Source organism: Brevibacterium sp. (assembly GCF_031179145.1).
Classification (GTDB): Bacteria; Actinomycetota; Actinomycetes; order Actinomycetales; family Brevibacteriaceae; genus Brevibacterium.
In genome coordinates, this window is the sequence record NZ_JAPSIB010000006.1 from 140,300 (window position 1) to 161,664 (window position 21,365).

Genomic DNA, 21,365 nt, shown 5'->3' on the forward strand with positions numbered 1-21,365 from the left:
ACCGTCTCGGACCCAGGGGACGTTGCCTGTGTGGTGGAGTCGAGGACGAAGTGGCGGTGCTGCCGGACTACAGTGAGGTTCATGGGAGCAGCTCCGGACGCAACTTACTCCGACGACGAGAAGTGGATGGTGATTCGCGGCCGTCGCTGGCGGCGGACAGATCCGGATCTTCCCGCCGAGGTGGTCGAGGAACTCAAGAGTCACCTCGGCAAGGCGCGCAGCGGTGTCCGAGTCGCCAAGAAGTCAGGCGACGAGGACGAGCTGCGAGCCGTGCGGAATAGGGTGAACACCGCCAAGCACGGCCTCGGTGAGCGAGGCGACTACTGGTGGGAGATGAGCGTCGAGGACCGCCGATGTCGCGCCGACGAAGCACTGGACCGCCTGCGGTGATCAGCGAGAGGCGCGATCCCATCCCTGCAATTGTGCCGCGGACATAGGATGGTGGCCGTGAACGAGGTTGCGAACGGGAAGTCCCACACGTCCACGCCCGCAGTGTTGGGGGCGCTGCTCTACGTGGCGGCGAAAGAGCGAGGCGTGGTCTCGGCGGGCGCTGACGCCTCTTCGCTGAGCGCAGATGATCGGGAGATCCTCGCCGAGGTGGACGTGGCTCTGCGTCATCAATCGTCCGATGAGGTGTTCATCGAATCGACCCTCGCCGAGGTGACACTTATGATCGCAGCTCTGCGCGGGCTGAGTGAGCCCGTGCCGCTGGCCGCGGCCAGGTACGAGGCGCGTCGCAGCGAGGTGCTGTCGGGACTCGGCGTCACGTCATCCAGAGGCACCAGCATCTGGCCTCCGACGAGTCAGACTGCCGTCCAGCGGTTCGGCTCCTGGAACGAAGCGTTGAAGGCTGCCGGATTGGCGACGAGTTCCACAGGGCGGGCAAAGGGCCAGTTGCGCTTCGATGCCGCCGCCTACGACCGCACCCTCGGTGTGTTCGTCGCGGACTGTGAGAAGCGCGGGGTTCCCGCGACCTACAAGGAGTACAGCGCCTTCGCCGCCGAGCGCAAGGGCGAAGTGCCCTCGGCTGCGGCGGTGCGGAAGTTCTACGGCAGCTGGAACAAGGCGCTCGCCTCGGCGGGCTGACGCACCTTCACCAAGGCGGACTCGCCTTACTCCGCGAGACCCGCCAGCTTCCCGCCGAACTGAGCAAGCAGGCTCGTCTTCTTCGCGCCGGTCCTGCGTTCCCATTCATCGGCGACGTTGAAGATCTTGTACATCGAGCGGATGCCCAACCACCGGATAGGCTCGGGCTCCCACTGACCGGAGTAGTGATCGTTCCAGGGCAGGGATGTCAGCGGAGTCGACGCGCCGGAGGCCCGATCGAGCAGGGTCTTCGCCGCCAGGTGCGTTGCCGTCACGCCATGGCCCGCGTAGCCGCGCGCGACGCCGATCCGCTGCTCCTTGTCGAAGAAGATCCCCGCACACCAGTCGCGAGTGACACCGAGCGCGCCGCGCCAGGCATGAGCGACGTCGAAGTCAAGGTCGGGGAAGAGTGAGCTGAGGCGGTCGCGGAGGAGGTCGACCACCTCGGCGGGGATCTCACCCTGACCGGGCAGCCCCGACCTGAAGGCATACGGCGCACCCCGACCGCCGAGTGCGATCCGGTCATCGGCGGTGCGCTGGGCGTAGATGAAAGTGTGCGCGGCATCGCCGAGGCACTCGCGGCCCTCCCAGCCGATGGCCTCCCAAGCCCCCGCGGGGAGCGGGTTCGTCGCGATCATCGAAGAGAACACCGGGATGACCTGGCGTCCCTCGAGCCCGGGCAGGTCACCGGTGACGGTGTCGGAATAGCCCTCGAGACAGACGAAGATCGTCTCACCTCGGACTGGTCCGCGGTTCGTGGCGACTGCACCCTTGCCGATGTGAGCAGCGGCCGTGTGCTCGCAGATCGTCACACCCTGCTGCCGGAGCACGCGGGCGAGTCCGTGGACGAGGAGCGCGGGGTCGATGCGGGCGGTGCCCGGGACGAAGAGTCCTCCGCGGGCGTTGTCGACGTTGATGTGAGCCGCGGTCTCCTCGGCGCCGAGGAGCTCCATGTCCTTGGGGCCGTAGCCGTACTTCTCATTGGCTTCGAAGAGCTCCTCGATGCGCGTCATCCCGGACTGTGTCTGCGCGACATCGAGGTGACCGCCGCGCACCTGATGCGCGTCGATCGACTCCTGGTCGAGGACCTCGAGCACCTCATCGATGGAGTCGAACAAGGCTGATTGGAACGCTTTCACGGACTCGACGCCGTCGAGCCCCGCCGCACCGACAGGACCGTCGGGGTCGGTCGAGCGGGCCCGGTCGACCGCCTCGGCGAATTTGGCCCTGTTACCGGGCAGCAGGGTCGAGAGCCAGCCGCCGTTGCGGCCCGACGCCCCGTAGCCGATGTGCTCGGCTTCGATGACCGTGATCTGCCAATCGGGATGGGCCTGGCGCGCGTAGTACGCCGACCACAGCCCGGTCATGCCACCGCCGACGATGACGAGATCCTGCTTTTCGGTGGGGAGCGGAGTCGGAGGGGCGGGGTCGGCGGGGGACTGTGCCAGCCAGTGTGCGGCCTCGCCGTTGAGGTATGACATCGGAGATCTCCTGATCACGGTGCTTGAGGGGAAATGCACGTACGGATTCAGTTCTATCTCACGGAGGAGTCGATGTAAATGGTGGTCAGCAATCGTTCTGCCATATGGAATCCGCCGAGCGCACGGAAGATTCCACAGTCTCATCTGCTGGCGGCAGTGGTTCCTCGATAGACTGACTCCATGAGTGCAATGGAGCCGAACCGCAGCGACGAAACCGTCCTCGACACCCACGCCGTCACCTTCGACCATCAGCCAGTGGAGGAGTGGCAGAGCCTCGAGGGTCCAGATGCTCCCAGGTCGGCGACGACCGGTGTCGCCGATCTCGGGCACATCGGCGGTGCCGAGTATGGGCTGTGGGAGATGAGCCGCGGCGCGATGCGCGACATCGAAGGCGAGGAGGTCTTCGTCGTCCTCTCGGGAACGGGGCGCATCGAATTCGACGAGCCCGCCCGTGAGCCCATCAATCTCGAACCGGGGACGCTCGTGCGCCTCAGCGATGGAATGAAGACCCGCTGGTACGTCGCGGGTGAGCCGCTGCGCAAGCTCTACATTGCGCCCAGTGAGGGGTGAGGGCGCGAGGTCGCTGAATCCCCGCTCAACGCTCCTTGTCCCCCGTGCGATGATGTGAGCCATGGCTCTTGACTACACTCTCGTGCAGCTGCGGTACTTCCAGGAGGTTGCGCGTCGGGAGAACATGACCGAGGCGGCGAAGAAGCTCAGCGTCACCCAGTCCGCGATCTCGACAGCGATGGCGCAGCTCGAGCGGACTCTCGGAATCGATCTCTTCATCCGACAGAAGAACCGCGCCGTCGTGCTCTCACCGGCGGGGCGCAGATTCCTGTCCGAGGTCACCACATTCCTCGAGGCCTCCGATGCCCTCGGCGAGACCGCTCAGGGGCTCGGACGCTCAGTCAGCGGGAGGCTCACCGTCGGGGTGTTCTCTCCGATCGCTCCCGTCCGGCTTCCGCTCATCCACCACGAGTTCGAGAAGCGCTATCCGAAGGTCACCGTCAACTACTTCGAAGCCGATCTCGACACCCTGCAGCGGGCGCTGCTCGCGGGGGAATGCGACATCGCGCTCATGTACACCCTCGGGCTGACGAGCCGGTTCGACAGGTATCTTGTCGACGTCGTGCGCCCGCACGCCCTCGTGTCGACGACGCACCACCTCGGCGGGGGAGAGGGGCCACCGCAGCCGATCCACCTGCGCGAGCTGGCCGACGAGAACTACATCCAGCTCGACATGCCCTACAGCAGGCAGTACTACGACGAGCTCTTCCGCATCGCCGGCGTCACCCCGAAGGTGCGGCACCGGTTCTCCGGGTATGAGACCGTGCGGTCATTCGTCGCCATGGGGCACGGGTACAGCGTGCTCAACCAGAGTGTCTCGGCCGACACCTACGTCGGCACGCGGACCGTCGACATCCCCCTGCTCGATGACTTCCCGAGCATCGACCTCGCCCTCGTCTGGCCCGAGGGTCTGCGGTTGAGCCGCCGAGCCCAAGCGTTCTGTGAGCTGAGCAAGGAGATCCTCGGTTCCCAGTCGTAGGTGCGGGTTTCACCGCGCCCGACTCCCAGCTGTAAGCGTCGACCTACCGGCCCCTCATCGAACCAATCAATGGCGAATGGAACAAGTATCTGTTGGACTGATGCACGGCCCTGGGGGCAGACTGGTCACCACTAAGGACGCCTGAGCAAGGGAGCTTTCATGTCCGCAACACGCGTGGACCAGCGCACTTCGACGACGAGCATGCAGAAGAAGGTGCTCGTCGGTGGCAGCATCGGCCAGTTCGTCGAGTTCTACGACTTCACCCTCTACGGCCTCTCCGCCGTCATCCTCTCCGAGCACTTCTTCCCGCAGGGCGACAAGATCACCGGCCTGCTCGTCATCTTCGCGACCTTCGGCGTCGCCTTCGTCATGCGGCCCCTGGGCGGACTCTTCTTCGGCGCCCTCGGCGACAAGATCGGCCGCCGCAAGACCTTGACCATCACGATCTTCCTCGTCGGCATCTGCACCGCGCTCATCGGCGTCCTGCCCAGCTTCGAGTCGATCGGCTGGGTGGCTCCGATCCTGCTCATCCTCGCCCGCCTCGGCCAGGGCTTCTCGGCCGGCGGCGAATCCGTCGGTGGGCCGTCCTTCGTCTACGAACACGCACCCGTGAACAAGCGCGGGCTGTGGATCAACATCACCCTGGCCGCGACTGCTCTGCCTTCGGTGTGCGCCGGTGGACTCATCCTCCTGCTCAGCTCGATGATGAGCGACGCGTCGTTCGACAGCTGGGGCTGGCGCATCCCGTTCCTCCTCGCGCTGCCCCTGTCGGCGGTCGGCCTGTGGATCCGCTCGCGCACCGACGAGAGCGACCTGTTCAAAGCCGTGGCCAAGGAACGGCCGAAGGAGTTCAGCCCCATCAAGGAGTCCTTCCAGCAGAACTGGGTCGGCATGCTCCAGGTGTTCTTCGTCCTCGGGCTGACCGCGCTCGGCTTCTACATGCTCTCGGCCTACTTCGTCACCTACATACAGACGACCGGCGAGCTCAGCCGCGAACAGGCGCTGCTCACCAACGCCCTGGCCATGGCCAGCTACACGATCCTCCTGCCGTTCTTCGGCCATCTGTCCGACCGCTTCGGCCGCAAACCGCTGCTCATCACCGGGTCGGCACTGCTGGCGCTGACCTCGATCCCCGCCTTCGGGATGGTGACCAGCGGCAACCTCGGTCTCGCCTATGTCGGTCAGACACTCTTCGTCCTCTCCCTGACCTGCTACGGCGGTGGCTGCTACACCTTCTTCTGCGAGCGCTTCTCCACGAACACCCGGTTCACCTCGGCGGCCATCAGCTACAACATCGCCTACGCCGTGATGGGCGGGTCCGCGCCGTTCGTCGGGACTTGGCTCGTCGACACCACCGGCGTCAACACCGCCCCCGGGTTCTACATGAGTGTGTGCGCGGCCATCGTCCTCGCGCTCATCTTCATCACTCGCCTCCCCGAGACCCGCGGCCGCCTTGGCTGACCCGGAGCCACACGCGGACCCAGCCGTCCTCGACTGACCCGGAGCCACCTCGGCGCCGCCGCGCTACATTTGACGTCATCACCGTGCACGAGAAGGAAACCATCATGACCGACACCGCAGCAGCCTCGTCCGACGCGACTTTCCTCCGCGATTTCCACCACGTCGCCACGATCGGCGCGACCGACAACAACGGCGTTGACCGCCAGGCCGCCACTCCAGAAGACGCCCAGACCCGGGACTGGATGCGCACCTGGGCCCAGGACCACGGCTTCGAGGTCCGCGTCGACGCGATCGGGAACATGTTCGCCTGCGTCGAGTTCGTGCCGGGCGCCCCCTACGTCCTCATCGGCTCGCATCTCGACTCGCAGCCGCTGGGTGGGCGCTTCGACGGCGCCTACGGCGTCATCGCCGCCCTGTTCGCGGCCCTGCGGATCAAGGAGGACATCGCCGAGGCGGGCCCGACACCTGCGTACAACCTCGCCGTCGTCAACTGGTTCAACGAGGAGGGCGGCCGCTTCGCCCCCTCGATCATGGGCAGCTCCGTCTACGCCGGCCTGTTCGACCTCGATCAGATGCTCGCCGTGCGCGACCTCGAGGGAACCTCCGTCGCCGAGGCGCTCGCCGCCATCGGCTACGCCGGCACCGACACCCCGCCCGAAGCAATCTCCTACGCCGAGATTCACATCGAACAGGGCCGGATCCTCGAACGCGAGGCGATCGACATCGGCGTCGTCGAATCCAGCTGGTACACGCAGAAGCTCGACATCGACGTCGTCGGCGAGCAGTCCCACACCGGAGCCACCGCGATGGCCGACCGTCATGACGCCCTCGTGTCCGGGGCCAAAGTGGTCCTCGCCGTCCACGACGTCACGAACGAGTTCGAGGAGGGGGCGCTCGTCTCCTCCGTCGGCCAGCACGTCGTCGAGCCGAACTCGCCGATCGTCGTGCCCCGCCGGGTGCACATGGTTGCCGACCTCCGCTCCTCCGACCCGGAGATCGTCAAGACTGCCCGTGAGATCCTGCTCGGCCAGATCGACGACATCGCCCGCGCCCACGACATCACCATCAACGTCGAGGACTTCGACATCCGCGAGAAGCGCTTCTTCCCGGAGGCCGGCGTGGAGCTGGCGGAGAAGGCCGTCGCCAACGAGGGCCTGACGATCCGCCGGCTGGAGACCATGGCCGGTCACGACTCGGTCGCGATGAATGCGCGCGTGCCGGCGGTGATGATGTTCGTGCCCAGCGTCGACGGCGTCTCCCACTGCGAACGCGAGTTCACCACCGACGACGACATGGTCCGCGGCGTCGCCGTCCTCACCCGCGTGGCCTCCGCACTCGTCCACGGTGAGCTCGCCGGCATCGGCGGGGAGCTTCCCGCGGAGCCTGCCGACGGTCCCGCCGAGGTGTGGGTGGGCAGGTCCGTGCCCGCCGGAGTCGAGGCCGCATCGTGAGCGAGTCGACCGTCACCTCGGCGAACGACGGCTCCACCGCAACGCCCGAGCCCACCTCGGCGACGGGTGTGTGCGCGTCCGAACCCTGGGCGTGGACCGCCACCGAGGCGCTCGCCGCCTTCCGCGCCAGGGACCTCTCCCCGGTCGACTACCTCGACGCGCTCACCGTCCGCATCGCCGAACGCGAGCCCGACGTCAACGCGGTCACCGAGATCGTCGAGGAGGCCCGGACCCACGCCGTCGACGCCGAGAAGATCTACACCTCGTCATCACCTGAGACCCTCGCCGAGGTGCTCGCCGTCCAGCCTCTGCTCGGACTGCCCGTGCTCGCCAAGGAGAAGCACGCCCTGGCCGCTCACACGCTCAGCCAAGGCATGGTGCACCTGCGCGACGAGGTGGCCGACGAGGACTCGACGATCATCTCCCGCATCCGTGCCGCCGGTGGGTACGTCCACGCTCGCGTCACCTCGCCCGAGTTCAGCTGCGCGACCTTCACCCACAGCCCGCTGTGGGGCGTGACTCGCAACCCGTGGAACCTCGAACTCTCCCCGGGCGGATCCTCGGGCGGATCGGGGGCGGGGCTCGCCGCCGGGTACGGTCCGCTGGCCACCGCCTCGGACATCGCCGGCTCCACCCGGCTGCCCGCCGCGTTCACCGGCACGGTCGGATACAAGGCGCCCTACGGTCGCATTCCGGGAGCCGCGCCGCTCGCCCTCGACTGGTACCGCGGTGACGGGCCGATGGCGAGAACCGTCGCCGACACCGCGCTGCTGGCCCGAGTCCTGGTCGGAATCAGCCCCAGCGACCACATGACCGTGCCGTCCCCTGACTTCCTCACCGGTTTCGATGCGTCGTCAGATGGGGTGGTCGAGGCGCTGGCCGGCCGGCGCATCGCGCTGTGCGTCCGATTGGGCGACTTCCCGGTCGCCCCTGATATCGAGCGCAACACACGCGCAGTGGCCGATCTCCTCGCATCCGTCGGGGCGGTCGTCGAAGAGATCGAACTGCCGTGGACGGTCGAGCGCATCTTCGACACCGCGTTCACTCACTTCGGCAACTACCTCGCACCTCTCATGCGCCAGGCGACCGCGGGGCACGAGGACACGCTCGCTCCGTACACGCTGCGATTCATGGAGGTCGCCGAGGCGGCCGCCGCCAAACGCGGTCTCGCCGAGGGGCTGGCGATGGAGGCACGGATGCAGGCGGACCTCGCCGAGGCGATGGCCGGGTTCGACGTCCTCCTCGCCCCCACCTCGGCGGTGGCGGCTCTGCAGGCGGACGGCGCCTACCTCGACGGACTCACGGTGGGTCAGCGCTCGCTCGAGCACTATTGGCAGGGGCATATGACGGTGCCGTTCAACATCGCCAATCGGGTGCCCGTCGTCAACGTTCCCTCCGGGATGGCCGACTGCGGCATTCCGACCGGCCTGCAGATCGTCGGCCATCCGTTCGCGGACCGGAATGCCTTCGAGGTCGCTGCCGCAGTCGAGCAGCTGCAGCCGTGGACGGGACTCGCGCCGGGGTGAGGCGGGCTCACCCGCGGAGCAGCGCCAGGCCCGCCTCGCCGATGACGAGCAGCGCGCCCACGATCGAGGCGCAGACCGCGATGCGGTAGAGCAGTCTGCGGTCGGCGCGGCGGATGACGAAGTTCGACAGCCACAGTCCCACGATCATGAAGGGCAGCAGGGTCGCGGCTGCTGTGAGGTGCGTCGTGGTCACCTCGCCGCTGAGGGTCAGGCCCGTCAGCGACAGGATCGTGCCGAGGGTGAAGTACGCGCTCATCGTCGACCGCATCGGTGAGGGATCGAGCGACCGGAGCACCAGAGCTATGGGTGGGCCGCCGATGCTGGTGGCGGTGCCGAAGATGCCCGAGACTCCGCTCGCGAAGGCCATGTTCCGGTTCGTTGCCGCGGGGGACCAACCGACCAGACTGAAGGCGACGCCGCCGATCACGGTCAGTGCCAGCAGAATGGACAGGCCGGTCTGCGGCAGGAGCACCACAGCGGCGGTTCCCACCGCGATGCCCGGCAGTCGGCCGAGAAGCCCCCAGCCGACGAGCGCCCAGTCGACATCGGACCGCTCACGCAGAAACGCGGTGAGTGACGTCAGGACGGCGAGCAGCAGCAGTGCGGAGGGCAGCAGGTCTGGGCGCAGGAGCACCAGGACCGGCGCGGTGATCATGCCGAGTCCGAAACCGATCGAGCCCTGCAGGCACGACGAGCTCAGCACCACCAACCCGATGACAGTGTAGTGGGCCATCTCCACGGGGATCCTGCTCCTTCGCGTTGCACGATTGCCAGTGCGCACACTGCACCGATTACTCTCCAACTCTGCCACAGAACTGCGCGAGGCGTGCCGTGGAGAAGGGCGCCGCCGAAAATACTTGCGCAAACTACGCAGGAACCAGTTATAGTCTACGTAGACCGCGCAGGGCTCGTCTGTGTACGCCGTGCCTGTCCGCCACGTTGAGGTGGGCATTGTGCCGGTTGTCCAATCGTCTACCGTACGGAGCGCACGCCATGGCCAGTGACGTCCATAGCTCGACCAACTCTCTCCACTCCTCCAAACCGGAGCAGGAGCCCATCCCGCGCGGACTCGGCCTCATCACCTCAGTGGGGCCCGGACTGGTGCTGGCGATGTCATTCCTCGGCACAGGAGATCTCGTCAGTTCCTCGGTCTCCGGCGCCTCGTACGGCTACGCCTTGCTGTGGACCTTGGTGCTCTCCCTGATCGCCCGCACGTTCATCATCTCGTCCATTGCGAAGTACACGCTGATGAACAAGTACGGGGACACGCAGATCCTCGACGGGTTCGCCCGCCTATCGCCGGCACTGCCGGGCATCATGGCTGCAGTCGTCCTCATCGCCGGCTTCATCACTCAGGCGACGTTCGTCCTTGCGGCGTCCACCGGTCTCCACGAGCTCACCGGTGGTGAGTGGGGCGGAGCCTGGGGACGATTCTTCTGCGCCCTGATCATCGTGGCGCTGACGCTGACGCTGGTCATGCTGCGCAAGCAGTTCACCGTGCTCGAGTACTTCGCGCGATTCGCCTCCGTCGCGATGATCGCAGCCTTCGTATATGCGCTGGTCCAGATCGGCACCTTCGACGTGTCCGGGTTCTTCCAGGGCCTCGCCTTCGCGATTCCCGAGGAGCAGAACACCTCGGCGTTCGCTCCCATCGTCATCGCCTCGGCGACCATCGGCACGATCGCCGGAAATATGCCCAACCTGCTCTACTCCGGCTTCATGCGCGACAAGGGTTGGGTGGGGCCGAAGTACCGCAAGCTGCAGCAGTTCGACCTCATCGTGGGGATGGCGCCGCTGCTCATCATCAACCTCCTGTTCTGGATAGTTGCCGCTGAGTTCCGATCGGGAAACCCAGGCTTCTCGATTTCCGATGAGTACGACCTTTCGCATATGCTCACCGTCGCAGTCGGCCCGGTCGGTCCCTTCCTCCTGTGGATGTGCATCTTCTTCGCCGCGATGACCAGCTTCCCGCCGCAGTCGCGCGGTTTTGCCCAGTTGGCGATCAACGGAATCAACCACACATTCCCGTCGATGCGGCAGTACTTGGGCCGCGACGAGGAGAACCCGGCATTCCGGTGGATCCAGGCGATCGTCTTCATTATCGTTCCGCTGGTATCGACCATCCCCGGAGCTCCCGACCTCATCTCCCTCAACATCGTCGGCACAGCCATCTCGACAGTGCTCAGCCTCCCCATCATCGTCGTCTGCATTCTCCTGCTGACGTCGCGGAAGAAGCACATGCAGACCTATGCCGTGAACGGAATCTGGCAGACTGTTCTGCTCGTGATTCTCGGCGGCATCGCGATCATCATCGGATTCCAGATCGCCATGCAGATCCCATCCATGTTCGCCACCGCCTTCGGGTGAGGGCTAACCGTCCCTCGCCACCACTGACAGGAGTGACAATGACTCTGCTCTCCCACTCGAACCTCGACCGTGTTCCGGCGCCGCCCGCGGACGGACGACTACGGTTCTTCGAGGACGCCGGCAACGCCGCGGCCGTCATTCCCACCGACCGCAGGTCCAACCACGCTCCTTCCATCCTGGCGCTGAGCGGCGGCGGAATGCTCGCAGCCTGGTTCGGCGGCAGCGACGAGGGCAACAAGGATATCGACATCCTCGTCTCCCGCTTCGATGCGGCGACTTTGCAGTGGGCGGAGTCGAGTGCTGTCACCCATGACGAGATCCGCTCCGACCAGAACCCAGGTCTCTTCGAGGCCCCCGACGGTCAGGTGTGGCTGGTCTACACTTCTCAGCTCTCCCGCCAGTCCGGTGTGCCCGAGACGTTCAACCTTCAGCACACCTCGGTCGTCAATGTCATCAGGTCCGATGACGGCGGGATGTCGTGGACCGCTCCCGAGACGCTGTTCGATCGGGAGGGTACGTTCTGCCGACAGCCCATCCAGCTCCTCAGTGACGGCACATGGGTGCACTCTCAGTGGCTGTGCTTCGACGACGATTCGAAGAACGGCTCGGATCAGCCGGTGCTCCAGATCTCGAAGGACAGTGGTGCGACGTGGCAACAGTTCGACTTCCCCGACGCCGCCGGGCGGGTCCATCCAAATGTCGTCGAGCTCGAGCCGGGGCGACTCGTCTGCCTCTTCCGCTCACGGTTCGCCGATTGGGTCTACCTCAGCCGCTCGGAGGACGGCGGGGAGACCTGGACCGTTCCGGAGGCCACCGAGGTACCGAACAACAATGCCGGCCTCAGTGCTTTCCGCCTGCCATCGGGGAGACTGGCGCTGGTGTCGAACGAACACCAGGTTGCCGAGGCGCCGGGTGAGGTCGTGTGGCCGTACGAGCGCATGCGCATCGTCATCGCCGTCTCGGCCGACGAGGGCCGCACGTGGCCGGTGCGCCGAGTGATCGAGCCCGGCGATGGCTTCAGCGGGGAGGGCAACCTGCGCAGCAACCGCCGCCAGGAGTACCCGCACGGGATCGTCGACGCCGACGGACTCATCCACGTCGTCTATGCCTACAGTTCGCGCCGAGCCGTTCGCCATGTCGTCTTCGCCGAGGACTGGATCTCCGGCGTCGAGGATCAGGTCCACACCGACTGCAAACTCTGGGGCTGAGGCGACCGGTTCAGTCGGTGCGCTGTCCCGCGGAGTCCACTCGAACGACCGTGATGCCACGGACTGCGAAGGGCTCGATCTGCTCGGGTGTGGCGGAGGAATCGGTCACAAGGGTCCATCCATTGCCCAGATCCGCCCACGCGTGGAATGGTCGCTGACCGAGCTTGGCGGAGTGGGCGACGACGAAGACATGTGCCGCTCGTCGACTCATCAGCTCTTTGAGGCGAACCTGCTCCAAGGACGCCTCGCAGACTCCGTCCTCCGCCGTGACGGCATCGGCTCCGAGGAATGCGAAGTCGAAGGTGAACTTCTCCAGTCCGGTCTCGGTGACTGGGCCGATGAAGCCCTGGCTGATCGGGCGGTAGCGTCCGCCAAGGAGGGTGAACTCCACGTCTTCGGCGTCCGCCATCTGCTGCAGTGACGTCAGCCCTGTGGAGACGACCGTGAGAGGGCCGACAGTGGACAGCGCGCGGGCGACCTGTGCGATGGTGCTGCCGGCGTCGAGGAGCACCTGCGAGCTCGCGGGAACCTGCCGGGCGCACCACATGCCCAGCGCCTGCTTGACTTCGGGGGCCTCGTGGGACCGTTCGTCCAGTGAGCTCTCGGAATGAGCCGGAACGGCGATGACGCCTCCATAGGTCCGAGCCAGATCTCCGGACTCGGTCAGCCGCGCGAGGTCCCGCCGGATCGTCGACGCGGTCACGCCCAGCATCGCGGACAGCGATTCGACGCTCATCTCGCCCTGGGTCCTCACGAGTTGGACGATCTGTTCACGCCTGGCGCCTGCGTTCATCTCTCTCCCAGCATTGTCAGTCAGCACCCTGATCCTGGCTGATGAGGGGCCGGTTCAGGGTGCCGAGGGTGTGCTGCTGCGTTCAGCGGCCTCTGCTCTGCGGCCACTGTATCCCGAAACCCGGTGTGCTTCGCAGGTGTCGACGGTTCGGTTCAGCCGCAAGTCCGCTTCCGCCAGCGGTTCGATTCAGTGGCCGACGGGCGATGGCTCCGTTGAGGCCGATGCCAATGCGGCCGCCTGGCGCATTGCCTCGCTCATGCTGGCTGTATCGGCCTTGCCGGTGCCGGCGATGTCGAACGCTGTGCCGTGGTCGACGGAGGTGCGGATGACGGGCAGGCCCACGGTGATGTTCACGCCGGCTTCGATGCCGAGCACCTTGATCGGGCCGTGGCCCTGGTCGTGGTACATCGCGACGATCAGGTCGTAGTCTCCACGGCCCGCAAGGAAGAACGCCGTATCGGCCGGCAGCGGGCCCACGGCGTCGATGCCGTCAGCGGTGAGCACCTCAATGGCGGGGATGATCTTCTCCGCTTCCTCGCCGTAGCCGAAGAGACCGTTCTCGCCGGCGTGTGGGTTGATTGCGCAGACTCCGATGCGCGGCCGTTCGATACCTGCCCTCACGAGTGCCTCGTGGCCCCGGCGCACGGTTCGCTCGACCAAACCGGGCTCAATCTTCGCGATGGCATCGATGAGTCCGATATGGGTCGTGACGTGGATGACCCGCAGTTTGGGCGACGACAGCATCATCGAGACCTCTTCGGTGCCTGTGAGGGCAGCGAGCATCTCCGTGTGTCCCGGGTAGTTATGCCCGGCCGCGTGCAGCGCCTCCTTGTTGAGGGGAGCTGTGCAGATCGACTGCACCTCGCCGGACATGGCGAGGCTCGCCGCACGCTCGATGTAGCGGAAGGCGGCGTCTCCGGCGATAGGCGACAGCTCACCCCAGGCCAGGTCGGCCGGGAGCAGGTCGAGATCGATGACGTTGATGACGCCCGGAGCGTGTTCGGCATCAGCGGGAGAGTCGACGACACGGAATGTTGCTTCCCGACCGAGGATCGTCGCGGCCTGTTCGAGGCGGGCCGCATCACCGATGATCACCGGCTTCGCCACGGCGAGCACCGTGGGATCGAGGCATGCGGCGACGCAGATCTCGGGGCCGACTCCGGCCCCGTCACCCATCGTGACGGCAACAGTGGGAAGCGCGTTCATATATTCTCCTTCAAGGGTCAGACGGTGGAAGTCGAGTGGTTGTGCGGGCGCTGCGGTCAGCGCGGCGTGGATGAGTGTCAGTGAGTCCTTGTCGCCGTGACCTCCCGGCCGGGTGACGAAGTTGCCCACGATGGCGCTGTCGACTTCGGAGAGGACCGCCCCGGGATGGACCTCGCTTCGCGCGGTCAGGGTCGTGATGCCGAGGCGGTCGAGCACAGCCCGAGCGGTCTCCCCGCCGGCCGCGACGAGGTGGACGGGCTCGGTCTCACAGAGAACCTGGGATGTGAGTTCGGCGAGCAGTCCCGGAAGGGGGCGGGGATCGACGGTCATTCCGTCAGAGGTCAGCCGGACGGCGAGGTCGCCCCTGGCCAGCCGGGCCCGCACCTCGTCGCTCATGCGAGTCAGGGCGGCAGGGTTCTCGCTCCAACTCGCGACCTGGGCCGCGGGAATGTCGAGTACCTGCACCTCGGCATGGGCGCCGAGGTGAGCGATCTGCTCGTGCACCCGCTCCGCCGCAGTTCCGAGGACCATAAGCACTCGTGAGCCCCTGGCCCCTGCGGCGCTCGAGCCGAACCGTGTGTGCTGGTGGTTGGATCGTGTGGCGCGTCGATCGGTGAAGGCGCGAGCGAGTGCCGCTGAACCGACGAGCGCTGCCCCGCTTGCCTGCGCCAGGTCGACGATGCGATTCAGATCGACCATCGTGGCGGCATCGGCAGTGACTAGTCGGGATCCGATGAGAGAGGCAAGTTCAGCTGGATCCGTCGACCGCAGATGCTCGAGGTCGATGTGCTTCGGCGGTTCAGGGCAGAGATCGCTGAGATGCGCGGGGGCGGCGCTGTCCTCGATGCTCCACGCGGAAGTGGCGGCCAGAGGTGCGCCGTCGTTGAGCGGGACTCCCTCGACGACAATGCGATCGAGCTGGGGCAGGGACGGTGCGAAGATCACCGGGCCCGGGCCGGATTCGAGCGCAGCGCGAATCTGGGCCCGGATGTTCCCGCGCAGCAGCGAATCGACTTTGATGAAGATCGTACGACCGGAGCCTAAGGCGGTGAGGGCGGACGAAGTGCGAGCCGCTGCCACGGCGGGGGAGAGGTAACGGCAGTCGAGATCCACGGCGAGATCGGACACGACGTGGTGCTCGGTGGTGCTGCGTGCGAACTTGCCGATCGCCTCGGCGTCTGTGAGCAGGATGCGCACGGGCGGGTTGAGTGTGGCGGCGGCCTCTGCGGCCCCACTGAGGTCGTCGGCGAGCACGAGAAGGCCGGTGTCGACAGTTGTCATGGCACTCCTTTGCGTCCGTTGTCAGGGATCTCCAGAATGCCATAGCTGCGCGAAATACGCAAGATATTGCACAGTGCGCGCAGAGATGGGAAGATGAGGTGAGAGTGAAGTGCATTTCAAGACTCGACGAGGAGAATCGTATGACCGCAGACAGGAACCTCACCATCGACGGAGTCCCGGTTCCGCTGACGCCGCTGGTGCTTGGCACCATGACTTTCGGCGACACCGTTGACGAGGCGACGGCCCATGAGGTGATTGAGGCTGCCATCGCGGCGGGGATCACGGGCATCGACACCGCGAACGGCTACGCTAAGTCGACCACGGAGGAGCTGATCTCCCCTCTGGTGAAGAAGCATCGGGACAAGATCGTGCTCGCGACCAAAGCCGGCATGCCCCACGCGGATGCGGGTGAGAACTCTCCTCTTTCGGCCCCAGGGCTGCGCGCCAGCGTCGAAGGTTCGCTGCGCCGCCTCGACGTCGACTCCATCGATCTCTTCTACCTCCATCAGCCGGATCGTGCCGCGAGCACGGCTGAAACGCTCGACACTGTCGCCGCCCTGCATGCCGAAGGCAAGATCACCGCTTTGGGCATCTCGAACTTTGCGGCGTGGCAGGCGGTCGACCTCCAGATGGCAGCGGTTGCGGCGGGCGCCCCGCGCCCCGTCATCGCGCAGAATGTCTACAGTGTCCTGGCGCGGCGGATCGAGGACGAATGGCTCGAGTGCGCGAGTGAGCACGGTATCGCGACGATGGCCTACAACCCGCTGGCCGGCGGACTGTTGGCCAGACGGCCGTCCGTCGAGGGCACGCCGGATCGCTTCACCGGTTCGGTGCTCGCCCAGATGTACTCCCAGCGCTACCTCTCCGACGCGGTTCTCACCGCCGTCGAGGCCTTCGCCGAGGTGGCTGACGAAGCCGGCATTCCGCAGGCAGAGCTGGCGCTGCGCTGGTTGGCCGGAGCGGACGGCATCGACTCACTGCTGCTGGGCGCGAGTCGGGTCTCCCAGCTCGAGGCGAACCTCGCCGCGATCGCCAAGGGGCCGCTGCCGGACGACGTGCTCGCAGCGATCGACTCCGCCACCGCCGTTGTCCGTGGCTCGCAGCCGAAGTACAACCGCTGACCTGAGCGTCCACGCTCATCCGCGCTTCTGCGCCGAATCGCGTACGCCTGCCATGAAGCGCCCACCACCATTTCGATAGGAAACCACTATGTCCTCCATCAAGGGAATTCTCGCCGCGGTCGCCACGCCGTTCGACGACGATGAGCAGATCGCCGAGACGGCCCTGCGCGCACACGTGCGCCGTCAGCTCGACGCCGGAATCCACGGCATCTTCGCCTTGGGCACCAACGGCGAGTTCTACGCCCAGTCCGCCGCAGAACGCGCCGAGGCGGCCCGCATCGTCATCGACGAGGTTGCGGGCCAGGTGCCTGTCGTCATCGGCGCCGGCGCCGCCACCACGCTCGAGACAATCCGCATTGCCAAGGACGCCGCTGCGGCAGGCGCAGACGCACTCTCGATCATCACCCCTTACTTCGCCGCTGCCTCGCAGGCGGAGATCGAGAACCACTTCCGCGCAGTCGCCGACTCCGTGGACACTCCGGTGGTCGTTTACAACATTCCCGCCCGAACCGGCAACGCGGTCGCTCCCGCCACGCTCGAGAAGCTCGCGGCCGTCGACAACATCACCGCGGTCAAGGACTCGAGCGGCAACTTCGATACGATCCTGCAGTACCTGGAACGCACGGATCGGGACAGCTTCGACGTGATCTCCGGTAATGATTCGCTGATCCTGTGGACCCTCATCGCCGGTGGTGGCGGCGGCATCAGTGGCATCGCGAACATCTACCCGAAGACCATGGCATCGATCTACGATCTCTTCCTTGCAGGGGACGCAGAGGCGGCTCGGGCCGCGCAGGACAGTATCCGTCCGATCCGCAACTGCCTGGCCCTCGGCAACCCCAACACGGTCGTCAAACATGCCGCGAACGCCCGTGGCTTCGGTTTGGGACCCGCTCGCGCCCCCTTCAACGCACTGTCGGTCGACGCCAAGCAGCAGATCGAGGACACGGTCGCGGCAGACCTGGAGCGCGGCCTGGCCTGACCTCCTGATCCGGTTCCCTTCCTCGCGCGGAACCGGATCGTTTCGTCTTCCAACGCAATCTGCCCCTGTTCCCGCCGTGACAACGGTGGGAACAGGGGCAGACTGCTGGGGCTGGATGGGGCGTCAGCGCACGGGGAAGCGCGGTTCCTCGCCCTTCAGCACTCGAACCACGTCCTCGACGGCCCATGTCCCCATGTTCGCATTCGCGATATCGGAGTAGGCGCCGATATGCGGTGTGGCGATGAGGTTCGGTGCGCGCAGTAGCGGGTCGTCCACGGCCGGCGGCTCGCTGGCGAAGGCGTCGAGGGCCGCGAACGCCAATCGCCCCTCGTGAAGCGCCGCAGCGAGGGCGGCTTCGTCGACAAGACCGCCTCGGGCGGCATTGATGAGTCCTGAACTGGCAGGCATCAACTCGATGAGGTCACGAGTGAGCAGGGGTTCGTCTCCGGCGGGCAGATGCAGGGACAGGAAGTCGGATCCGGCGACAACCTCGGCGAGGCTCATCGGGATGGCACCCGCCTCGGCGATGGCGTGGTCCGGAACGAAGGGGTCGTACGCAGCGATCCGCATTCCGAACCCGGCCGCCCGCCTCGCCACCGCACGACCTATCCGGCCGAAGCCGAGGATGCCGAGCTGCTTTCCGGTGAGTTCGGTGCCGAAGAAGACCTCCCACCTGCCGGCCCGCAGCGAATCCTCTGCTTCCCGGATGCGGCGCGCTCCCATGATCAGCAGGCCGAATGTCAGGTCAGCGACGGAATCCGCATTGGCACCGGGAGTGTTGACGACGGTGACACCTGAGGCAGCCGCGGCATCGAGATCGATGTTGTCCACCCCGGCACCATGCTTGGCGACGACCTTGAGCTCAGGGCACGCGGCGAACACCTCGGCGTCGACCGTGTCGAGTCCGACGATGGCCGCCTCCGCTCCGGTCAGGGCATCGATGAGCTCCTGACCGGATTTCGGGTGGTTCTCGGTCCGATGTTCGAGCTCGAGGTCGAGCTCCGCGGCACGGGCGACAGGGTTCGACGAGAGCTTCCCGAACGAAGGGGTGAGGACTGCCAGACGCATCAGGCACCGATCTCGATGCCGAAGGTCTCGAACACGGAGTAGATGCCGAGGAGGGCGATCGCCAGCGAAGCGAAGACGAGCATGACCGTGAAGAAGTTGTTCGACTTGAAGTCGGCGGGCATCTCATGTTTGCGGAGGTGCCACACGGCGATGACCACAGCGACGAGGAAGATGCCGCTGGCAACGCCGCCGATCTGGACCATGATGACTGGCGACTGGATGACCAGGTAGCTCAGTGCCCAGATGATGGGGAAGACCACCGTGAGCACGCGGATGATCCGTGTCCGGGTGGCTGCGTTCTGCCAGTCGAAGATCCCGAGGATGGAGATCGTGTTGGTCCAGAGCCTGGGGACACTCGCAGACGAGGCGATGAAGGTCGAGAAGAGGACGGCGAACGCTCCGATCAGGAAGATCCAACGGCCGGCCTCGCCCATTGTGGAGGAGTACATGGACGACAGAGTCGTGATCATGTCGTTGCCTTCGGGCACGAGGCCCTGCGGGTGGAGAATGGCAGCACCGATGACGTAGAAGCACATGGTGCAGATCGTGGAGATGATCCAGGAGACGAGGACGTCCGTGCGCATCACGGAGACCCAGCCTCGGGCACGGCGTGCGCGCTCTGGAGTGCCGTCGTTCGGCCCGGTGTAGCGACCGTAGCCCTTCTCGAGAACCCAGTAGGTGTAGGTGGTCATTTCATCGGCGCCGACCCCGGTGATGCCGAACATCGCGACTGCGAAGCCGAGGGTGCCCGCAGGAATGGCGAAGGTGAGTCCGCTGAGGACGTCCGTCGAGGTGTAGGCGAAATCAGTGAAGGGCAGAGAGAGGGCAAGACCGACGGTGGAGACGGTGAAGATGATGACGGCACCCACCGAGAGCTTCTCGACGACGCTGTACTTGTTGGTGACCAGCAACGCGATGACAACGGCCAGGGCGACGACTGTCCAGAAGACGAGGGAAGGAGTGGAGAGCGGTTCGCCGAAGACAGGGAGCATGATGCTCAGGGCTCCGACAGCACCGCCGATGATGCCTCCACGCTGGAGGACCTTGGCGAAGTCCATGAGGATCCACAGCAGATTTATCCACCCGGCACGGCCGATGAGGCGGGGGCCGACGTGGCCATAACCTTCAAGGGCCGGTTTCCCCGAGAGGATGGTCCACTGCGCGATCTCTAGCTGGACCCAGACCTTGACGCCTGTGGAGATGATTACGAGCCAGAGAAGGACGAGCCCGGCCTTGGCCCCAAGCGCGGTGGTGGCGATGAGTTCTCCGGAGCCGATGACAGCTGCGGAGATGACCAGACCAGGACCGAGGTACTTGAGCTTGCCGACGAAAGTGGTCGGCGGTTCAAGGACATCTTTGGCATCGAGCCGGTAGGGGTCGACCTTTGTCTGGGAGGCCAACTGCTCGGCACTCGTGCGATTCGTTGTCATGCTCGGCTTCCTTGCGCGAAAAGTGATTGCCTGCCTTTGGGAACGCCAGCGGTCCGCGTGAATTGCGCTCCGCGGCCAGGCCCGTCAGTGCAATCCTGCCAGTATTGCGTGTTATACGCAACATAAATGCATGAAATGCGCACTCGGGCGCTGCCTACGCCCAAGAACGTGTCTATTACGCTTGGAGTTGGTCGGACAGGCTTCATTGGCGAAAGGGACAAGCGTTGGACTCGAAGATCGGCATCTCCTGGAAGTCCCATCTGAGATGGTTCATTCCGCTCCTGCTGATCCCGATTTCGATCTTTGTGCTGGCTCTTCTGGCGCTCGACCGCCTGGGGGCTTTCAACGGCGATTCAGGGACGGGGCAGACCGTCCTGATCGTAGTCCTCAGCATCGGCGCAGTCGTGATCCCCATTGTCTGCCTGGTGTACTTCATCACTGGCGCGCAAATGGTTTACAGGTCGAGCGGGGCATACGCGCGGAAGATGCAGAAGAGGAATGAACTCGCCGCCCGCAAACTTGAACAGCAGATCGTGCGCGAGGGCGGACCTGCCTGCGACTTCCAGGCTCGAACCATCGAGGCGGTCCGTGCGACTCGGTGGTATGAGGCTTTGTCGCGAGGTGAGGGCATCGGATCGGTGGACAACCACAACATCAATCTGGAGCCGGGCGAGACCATCCACCATGTCTTTCGTGCGAAGTATGCCCGTTTCTACGGAATGAACGTGACTTACCAGACCGGCGGAGTCTTCGCCATGGGCAGTCCACTCTTCGTGGCGGGGGCGCTCATCGGCTCGGCTATCGGCAATGCGAATGCCCGTACGAACGCACAGCGCACAGCGGCTCAGCAGTGGCGCGAGATCCAGTATGTTGACGTCTTCGCGACCGACCGGAGATTCATCATTCCGGTCGGGGGACGGACTCTTTCCTTCTACTACAGTGCCGTCGTGGCGTTCTATCCGGAACTGGAGGCGATGACCCTGACCCTCGACTTCGGTGATCAGACCGAGCCCCTGCAGCTCTTTTCGCCGAGCGTTTCGCCGGCGGCAGTGCTCCTCATCAATCACCTTCGGGGGCACGACGGTCTGCGTGCTCATCCAGCACTCAGCTCGATCAGGAGCAACGCGATCGCCAGTTGACGATGAAGCGACTCAGTCGATGACCTCAGCTCAGCAGAGCCACCATCCCGGCTGCGAGCAGCCCGCTGATCGTGACTGCGGCAGCCATCGCTGCGGTCGCCCTCCAGCCGAGGGCCTTTCCGACCATGACCATCGACGGAATGCTCAGGGCGGGAAGCGTGACCAGGAGCGCTCCCGTGGTGCCTGCCCCGGCGCCGACGGCGAGCAGTGCGACGA

Annotated in this window: 18 protein-coding genes and 1 pseudogene; 12 read left to right on the plus strand and 7 right to left on the minus strand. The window is 65.6% G+C overall.

Going from position 1 to position 21,365, the window contains the following annotated elements; genetic code table 11:
* The first annotated feature begins 81 nt into the window (after nucleotides 1-81).
* Nucleotides 82-390, plus strand: coding sequence for a biopolymer transporter Tol (locus RIT73_RS06725; RefSeq protein WP_309131295.1), 309 nt, complete (start codon nucleotides 82-84; stop codon nucleotides 388-390).
* Between the two features lie 48 nt (nucleotides 391-438).
* On the plus strand, nucleotides 439-1,086 hold the full coding sequence (locus tag RIT73_RS06730; RefSeq protein ID WP_309131296.1) for a homing endonuclease associated repeat-containing protein: 648 nt from the start codon (nucleotides 439-441) through the stop codon (nucleotides 1,084-1,086).
* Between the two features lie 26 nt (nucleotides 1,087-1,112).
* On the opposite strand, the gene RIT73_RS06735 is transcribed toward RIT73_RS06730, so the two are convergent.
* Entirely contained in the window at nucleotides 1,113-2,567 is a 1,455-nt protein-coding gene (locus RIT73_RS06735; RefSeq protein WP_309131297.1) for an FAD-dependent oxidoreductase, read from the minus strand.
* A 180-nt stretch (nucleotides 2,568-2,747) separates the two neighbouring features.
* On the opposite strand from RIT73_RS06735, the gene RIT73_RS06740 reads away from it, so the two are divergent.
* From RIT73_RS06740 to RIT73_RS06760, 5 genes are all read left to right on the plus strand, one after another.
* Nucleotides 2,748-3,137, plus strand: coding sequence for a cupin domain-containing protein (locus RIT73_RS06740; RefSeq protein WP_309131298.1), 390 nt, complete (start codon nucleotides 2,748-2,750; stop codon nucleotides 3,135-3,137).
* Between the two features lie 61 nt (nucleotides 3,138-3,198).
* The gene (locus RIT73_RS06745) at nucleotides 3,199-4,116 is read left to right on the plus strand and encodes a LysR substrate-binding domain-containing protein (RefSeq protein WP_309131299.1); all 918 of its coding nucleotides are present in this window, start codon (nucleotides 3,199-3,201) and stop codon (nucleotides 4,114-4,116) included.
* Between the two features lie 159 nt (nucleotides 4,117-4,275).
* Nucleotides 4,276-5,577, plus strand: a complete 1,302-nt coding sequence (locus tag RIT73_RS06750) for an MFS transporter (RefSeq protein WP_309131300.1) — start codon at nucleotides 4,276-4,278, stop codon at nucleotides 5,575-5,577.
* Between the two features lie 104 nt (nucleotides 5,578-5,681).
* Nucleotides 5,682-7,028 (plus strand): M20 family metallo-hydrolase, encoded by a 1,347-nt coding sequence (locus RIT73_RS06755; protein ID WP_309131301.1) that lies wholly within the window; start codon nucleotides 5,682-5,684, stop codon nucleotides 7,026-7,028.
* Nucleotides 7,025-8,554, plus strand: a complete 1,530-nt coding sequence (locus RIT73_RS06760) for an amidase (RefSeq protein WP_309131302.1) — start codon at nucleotides 7,025-7,027, stop codon at nucleotides 8,552-8,554. Before RIT73_RS06755 ends, RIT73_RS06760 begins: the two co-directional genes overlap by 4 nt.
* Before the next feature lie 7 nt (nucleotides 8,555-8,561).
* On the opposite strand, the gene RIT73_RS06765 is transcribed toward RIT73_RS06760, so the two are convergent.
* A complete protein-coding gene (locus RIT73_RS06765) occupies nucleotides 8,562-9,287 on the minus strand; it encodes a sulfite exporter TauE/SafE family protein (RefSeq protein WP_309131303.1) in 726 nt (241 codons plus the stop codon).
* 260 nt (nucleotides 9,288-9,547) lie between these two features.
* Between RIT73_RS06765 and RIT73_RS06770 the strand changes: the two genes are divergently transcribed.
* Entirely contained in the window at nucleotides 9,548-10,921 is a 1,374-nt protein-coding gene (locus RIT73_RS06770; RefSeq protein ID WP_309131304.1) for an Nramp family divalent metal transporter, read from the plus strand.
* 38 nt (nucleotides 10,922-10,959) lie between these two features.
* Nucleotides 10,960-12,129, plus strand: a complete 1,170-nt coding sequence (locus RIT73_RS06775) for a sialidase family protein (RefSeq protein WP_309131305.1) — start codon at nucleotides 10,960-10,962, stop codon at nucleotides 12,127-12,129.
* Nucleotides 12,130-12,139: 10 nt separating this feature from the next.
* On the opposite strand, the gene RIT73_RS06780 is transcribed toward RIT73_RS06775, so the two are convergent.
* Both RIT73_RS06780 and pdxA read right to left on the minus strand, forming a co-directional pair.
* A complete protein-coding gene (locus tag RIT73_RS06780) occupies nucleotides 12,140-12,922 on the minus strand; it encodes a DeoR/GlpR family DNA-binding transcription regulator (RefSeq protein WP_309131306.1) in 783 nt (260 codons plus the stop codon).
* Nucleotides 12,923-13,108: 186 nt separating this feature from the next.
* Nucleotides 13,109-15,409, minus strand: a complete 2,301-nt coding sequence (gene pdxA / locus RIT73_RS06785; protein ID WP_309131307.1) for a 4-hydroxythreonine-4-phosphate dehydrogenase PdxA — start codon at nucleotides 15,407-15,409, stop codon at nucleotides 13,109-13,111.
* 140 nt (nucleotides 15,410-15,549) lie between these two features.
* Here pdxA and RIT73_RS06790 point away from each other — a divergent pair, with 140 nt between their 5' ends.
* Nucleotides 15,550-16,530: an aldo/keto reductase gene (locus tag RIT73_RS06790; protein WP_309131308.1), complete on the plus strand. Its 981-nt coding sequence runs from the start codon at nucleotides 15,550-15,552 to the stop codon at nucleotides 16,528-16,530.
* A gap of 88 nt (nucleotides 16,531-16,618) precedes the next feature.
* Nucleotides 16,619-17,512, plus strand: coding sequence for a dihydrodipicolinate synthase family protein (locus RIT73_RS06795; protein ID WP_309131309.1), 894 nt, complete (start codon nucleotides 16,619-16,621; stop codon nucleotides 17,510-17,512).
* A gap of 123 nt (nucleotides 17,513-17,635) precedes the next feature.
* Here the strand turns inward: RIT73_RS06795 and RIT73_RS06800 are convergent, their stop codons facing one another.
* The gene (locus RIT73_RS06800; protein ID WP_309131310.1) at nucleotides 17,636-18,580 is read right to left on the minus strand and encodes a phosphoglycerate dehydrogenase; all 945 of its coding nucleotides are present in this window, start codon (nucleotides 18,578-18,580) and stop codon (nucleotides 17,636-17,638) included.
* Entirely contained in the window at nucleotides 18,580-20,010 is a 1,431-nt protein-coding gene (locus RIT73_RS06805) for an Nramp family divalent metal transporter (RefSeq protein ID WP_309131311.1), read from the minus strand. The genes RIT73_RS06800 and RIT73_RS06805 overlap by 1 nt, the downstream gene beginning before the upstream one ends.
* Before the next feature lie 224 nt (nucleotides 20,011-20,234).
* Between RIT73_RS06805 and RIT73_RS06810 the strand changes: the two genes are divergently transcribed.
* The gene (locus RIT73_RS06810; RefSeq protein ID WP_309131312.1) at nucleotides 20,235-21,149 is read left to right on the plus strand and encodes a hypothetical protein; all 915 of its coding nucleotides are present in this window, start codon (nucleotides 20,235-20,237) and stop codon (nucleotides 21,147-21,149) included.
* A 25-nt stretch (nucleotides 21,150-21,174) separates the two neighbouring features.
* Here RIT73_RS06810 and RIT73_RS06815 read toward each other — a convergent pair.
* Nucleotides 21,175-21,365 (minus strand): annotated as a pseudogene (locus tag RIT73_RS06815) (hypothetical protein); the annotation flags it as partial.

Bases quoted from the DNA above. Each gene is read 5' to 3' on its own strand.
- RIT73_RS06740 (WP_309131298.1), top strand. From the start codon at position 2,748: ATGAGTGCAATGGAGCCGAACCGCAGCGACGAAACCGTCCTCGACACC.
- RIT73_RS06770 (WP_309131304.1), top strand. From the start codon at position 9,548: ATGGCCAGTGACGTCCATAGCTCGACCAACTCTCTCCACTCCTCCAAA.
- RIT73_RS06765 (WP_309131303.1), bottom strand. From the start codon at position 9,287: ATGGCCCACTACACTGTCATCGGGTTGGTGGTGCTGAGCTCGTCGTGC.
- RIT73_RS06780 (WP_309131306.1), bottom strand. From the start codon at position 12,922: ATGAACGCAGGCGCCAGGCGTGAACAGATCGTCCAACTCGTGAGGACC.
- RIT73_RS06725 (WP_309131295.1), top strand. From the start codon at position 82: ATGGGAGCAGCTCCGGACGCAACTTACTCCGACGACGAGAAGTGGATG.
- RIT73_RS06800 (WP_309131310.1), bottom strand. From the start codon at position 18,580: ATGCGTCTGGCAGTCCTCACCCCTTCGTTCGGGAAGCTCTCGTCGAAC.
- RIT73_RS06790 (WP_309131308.1), top strand. From the start codon at position 15,550: ATGACCGCAGACAGGAACCTCACCATCGACGGAGTCCCGGTTCCGCTG.
- RIT73_RS06745 (WP_309131299.1), top strand. From the start codon at position 3,199: ATGGCTCTTGACTACACTCTCGTGCAGCTGCGGTACTTCCAGGAGGTT.
- RIT73_RS06805 (WP_309131311.1), bottom strand. From the start codon at position 20,010: ATGACAACGAATCGCACGAGTGCCGAGCAGTTGGCCTCCCAGACAAAG.
- RIT73_RS06750 (WP_309131300.1), top strand. From the start codon at position 4,276: ATGTCCGCAACACGCGTGGACCAGCGCACTTCGACGACGAGCATGCAG.
- pdxA (WP_309131307.1), bottom strand. From the start codon at position 15,409: ATGACAACTGTCGACACCGGCCTTCTCGTGCTCGCCGACGACCTCAGT.
- RIT73_RS06730 (WP_309131296.1), top strand. From the start codon at position 439: ATGGTGGCCGTGAACGAGGTTGCGAACGGGAAGTCCCACACGTCCACG.
- RIT73_RS06735 (WP_309131297.1), bottom strand. From the start codon at position 2,567: ATGTCATACCTCAACGGCGAGGCCGCACACTGGCTGGCACAGTCCCCC.
- RIT73_RS06795 (WP_309131309.1), top strand. From the start codon at position 16,619: ATGTCCTCCATCAAGGGAATTCTCGCCGCGGTCGCCACGCCGTTCGAC.
- RIT73_RS06755 (WP_309131301.1), top strand. From the start codon at position 5,682: ATGACCGACACCGCAGCAGCCTCGTCCGACGCGACTTTCCTCCGCGAT.
- RIT73_RS06775 (WP_309131305.1), top strand. From the start codon at position 10,960: ATGACTCTGCTCTCCCACTCGAACCTCGACCGTGTTCCGGCGCCGCCC.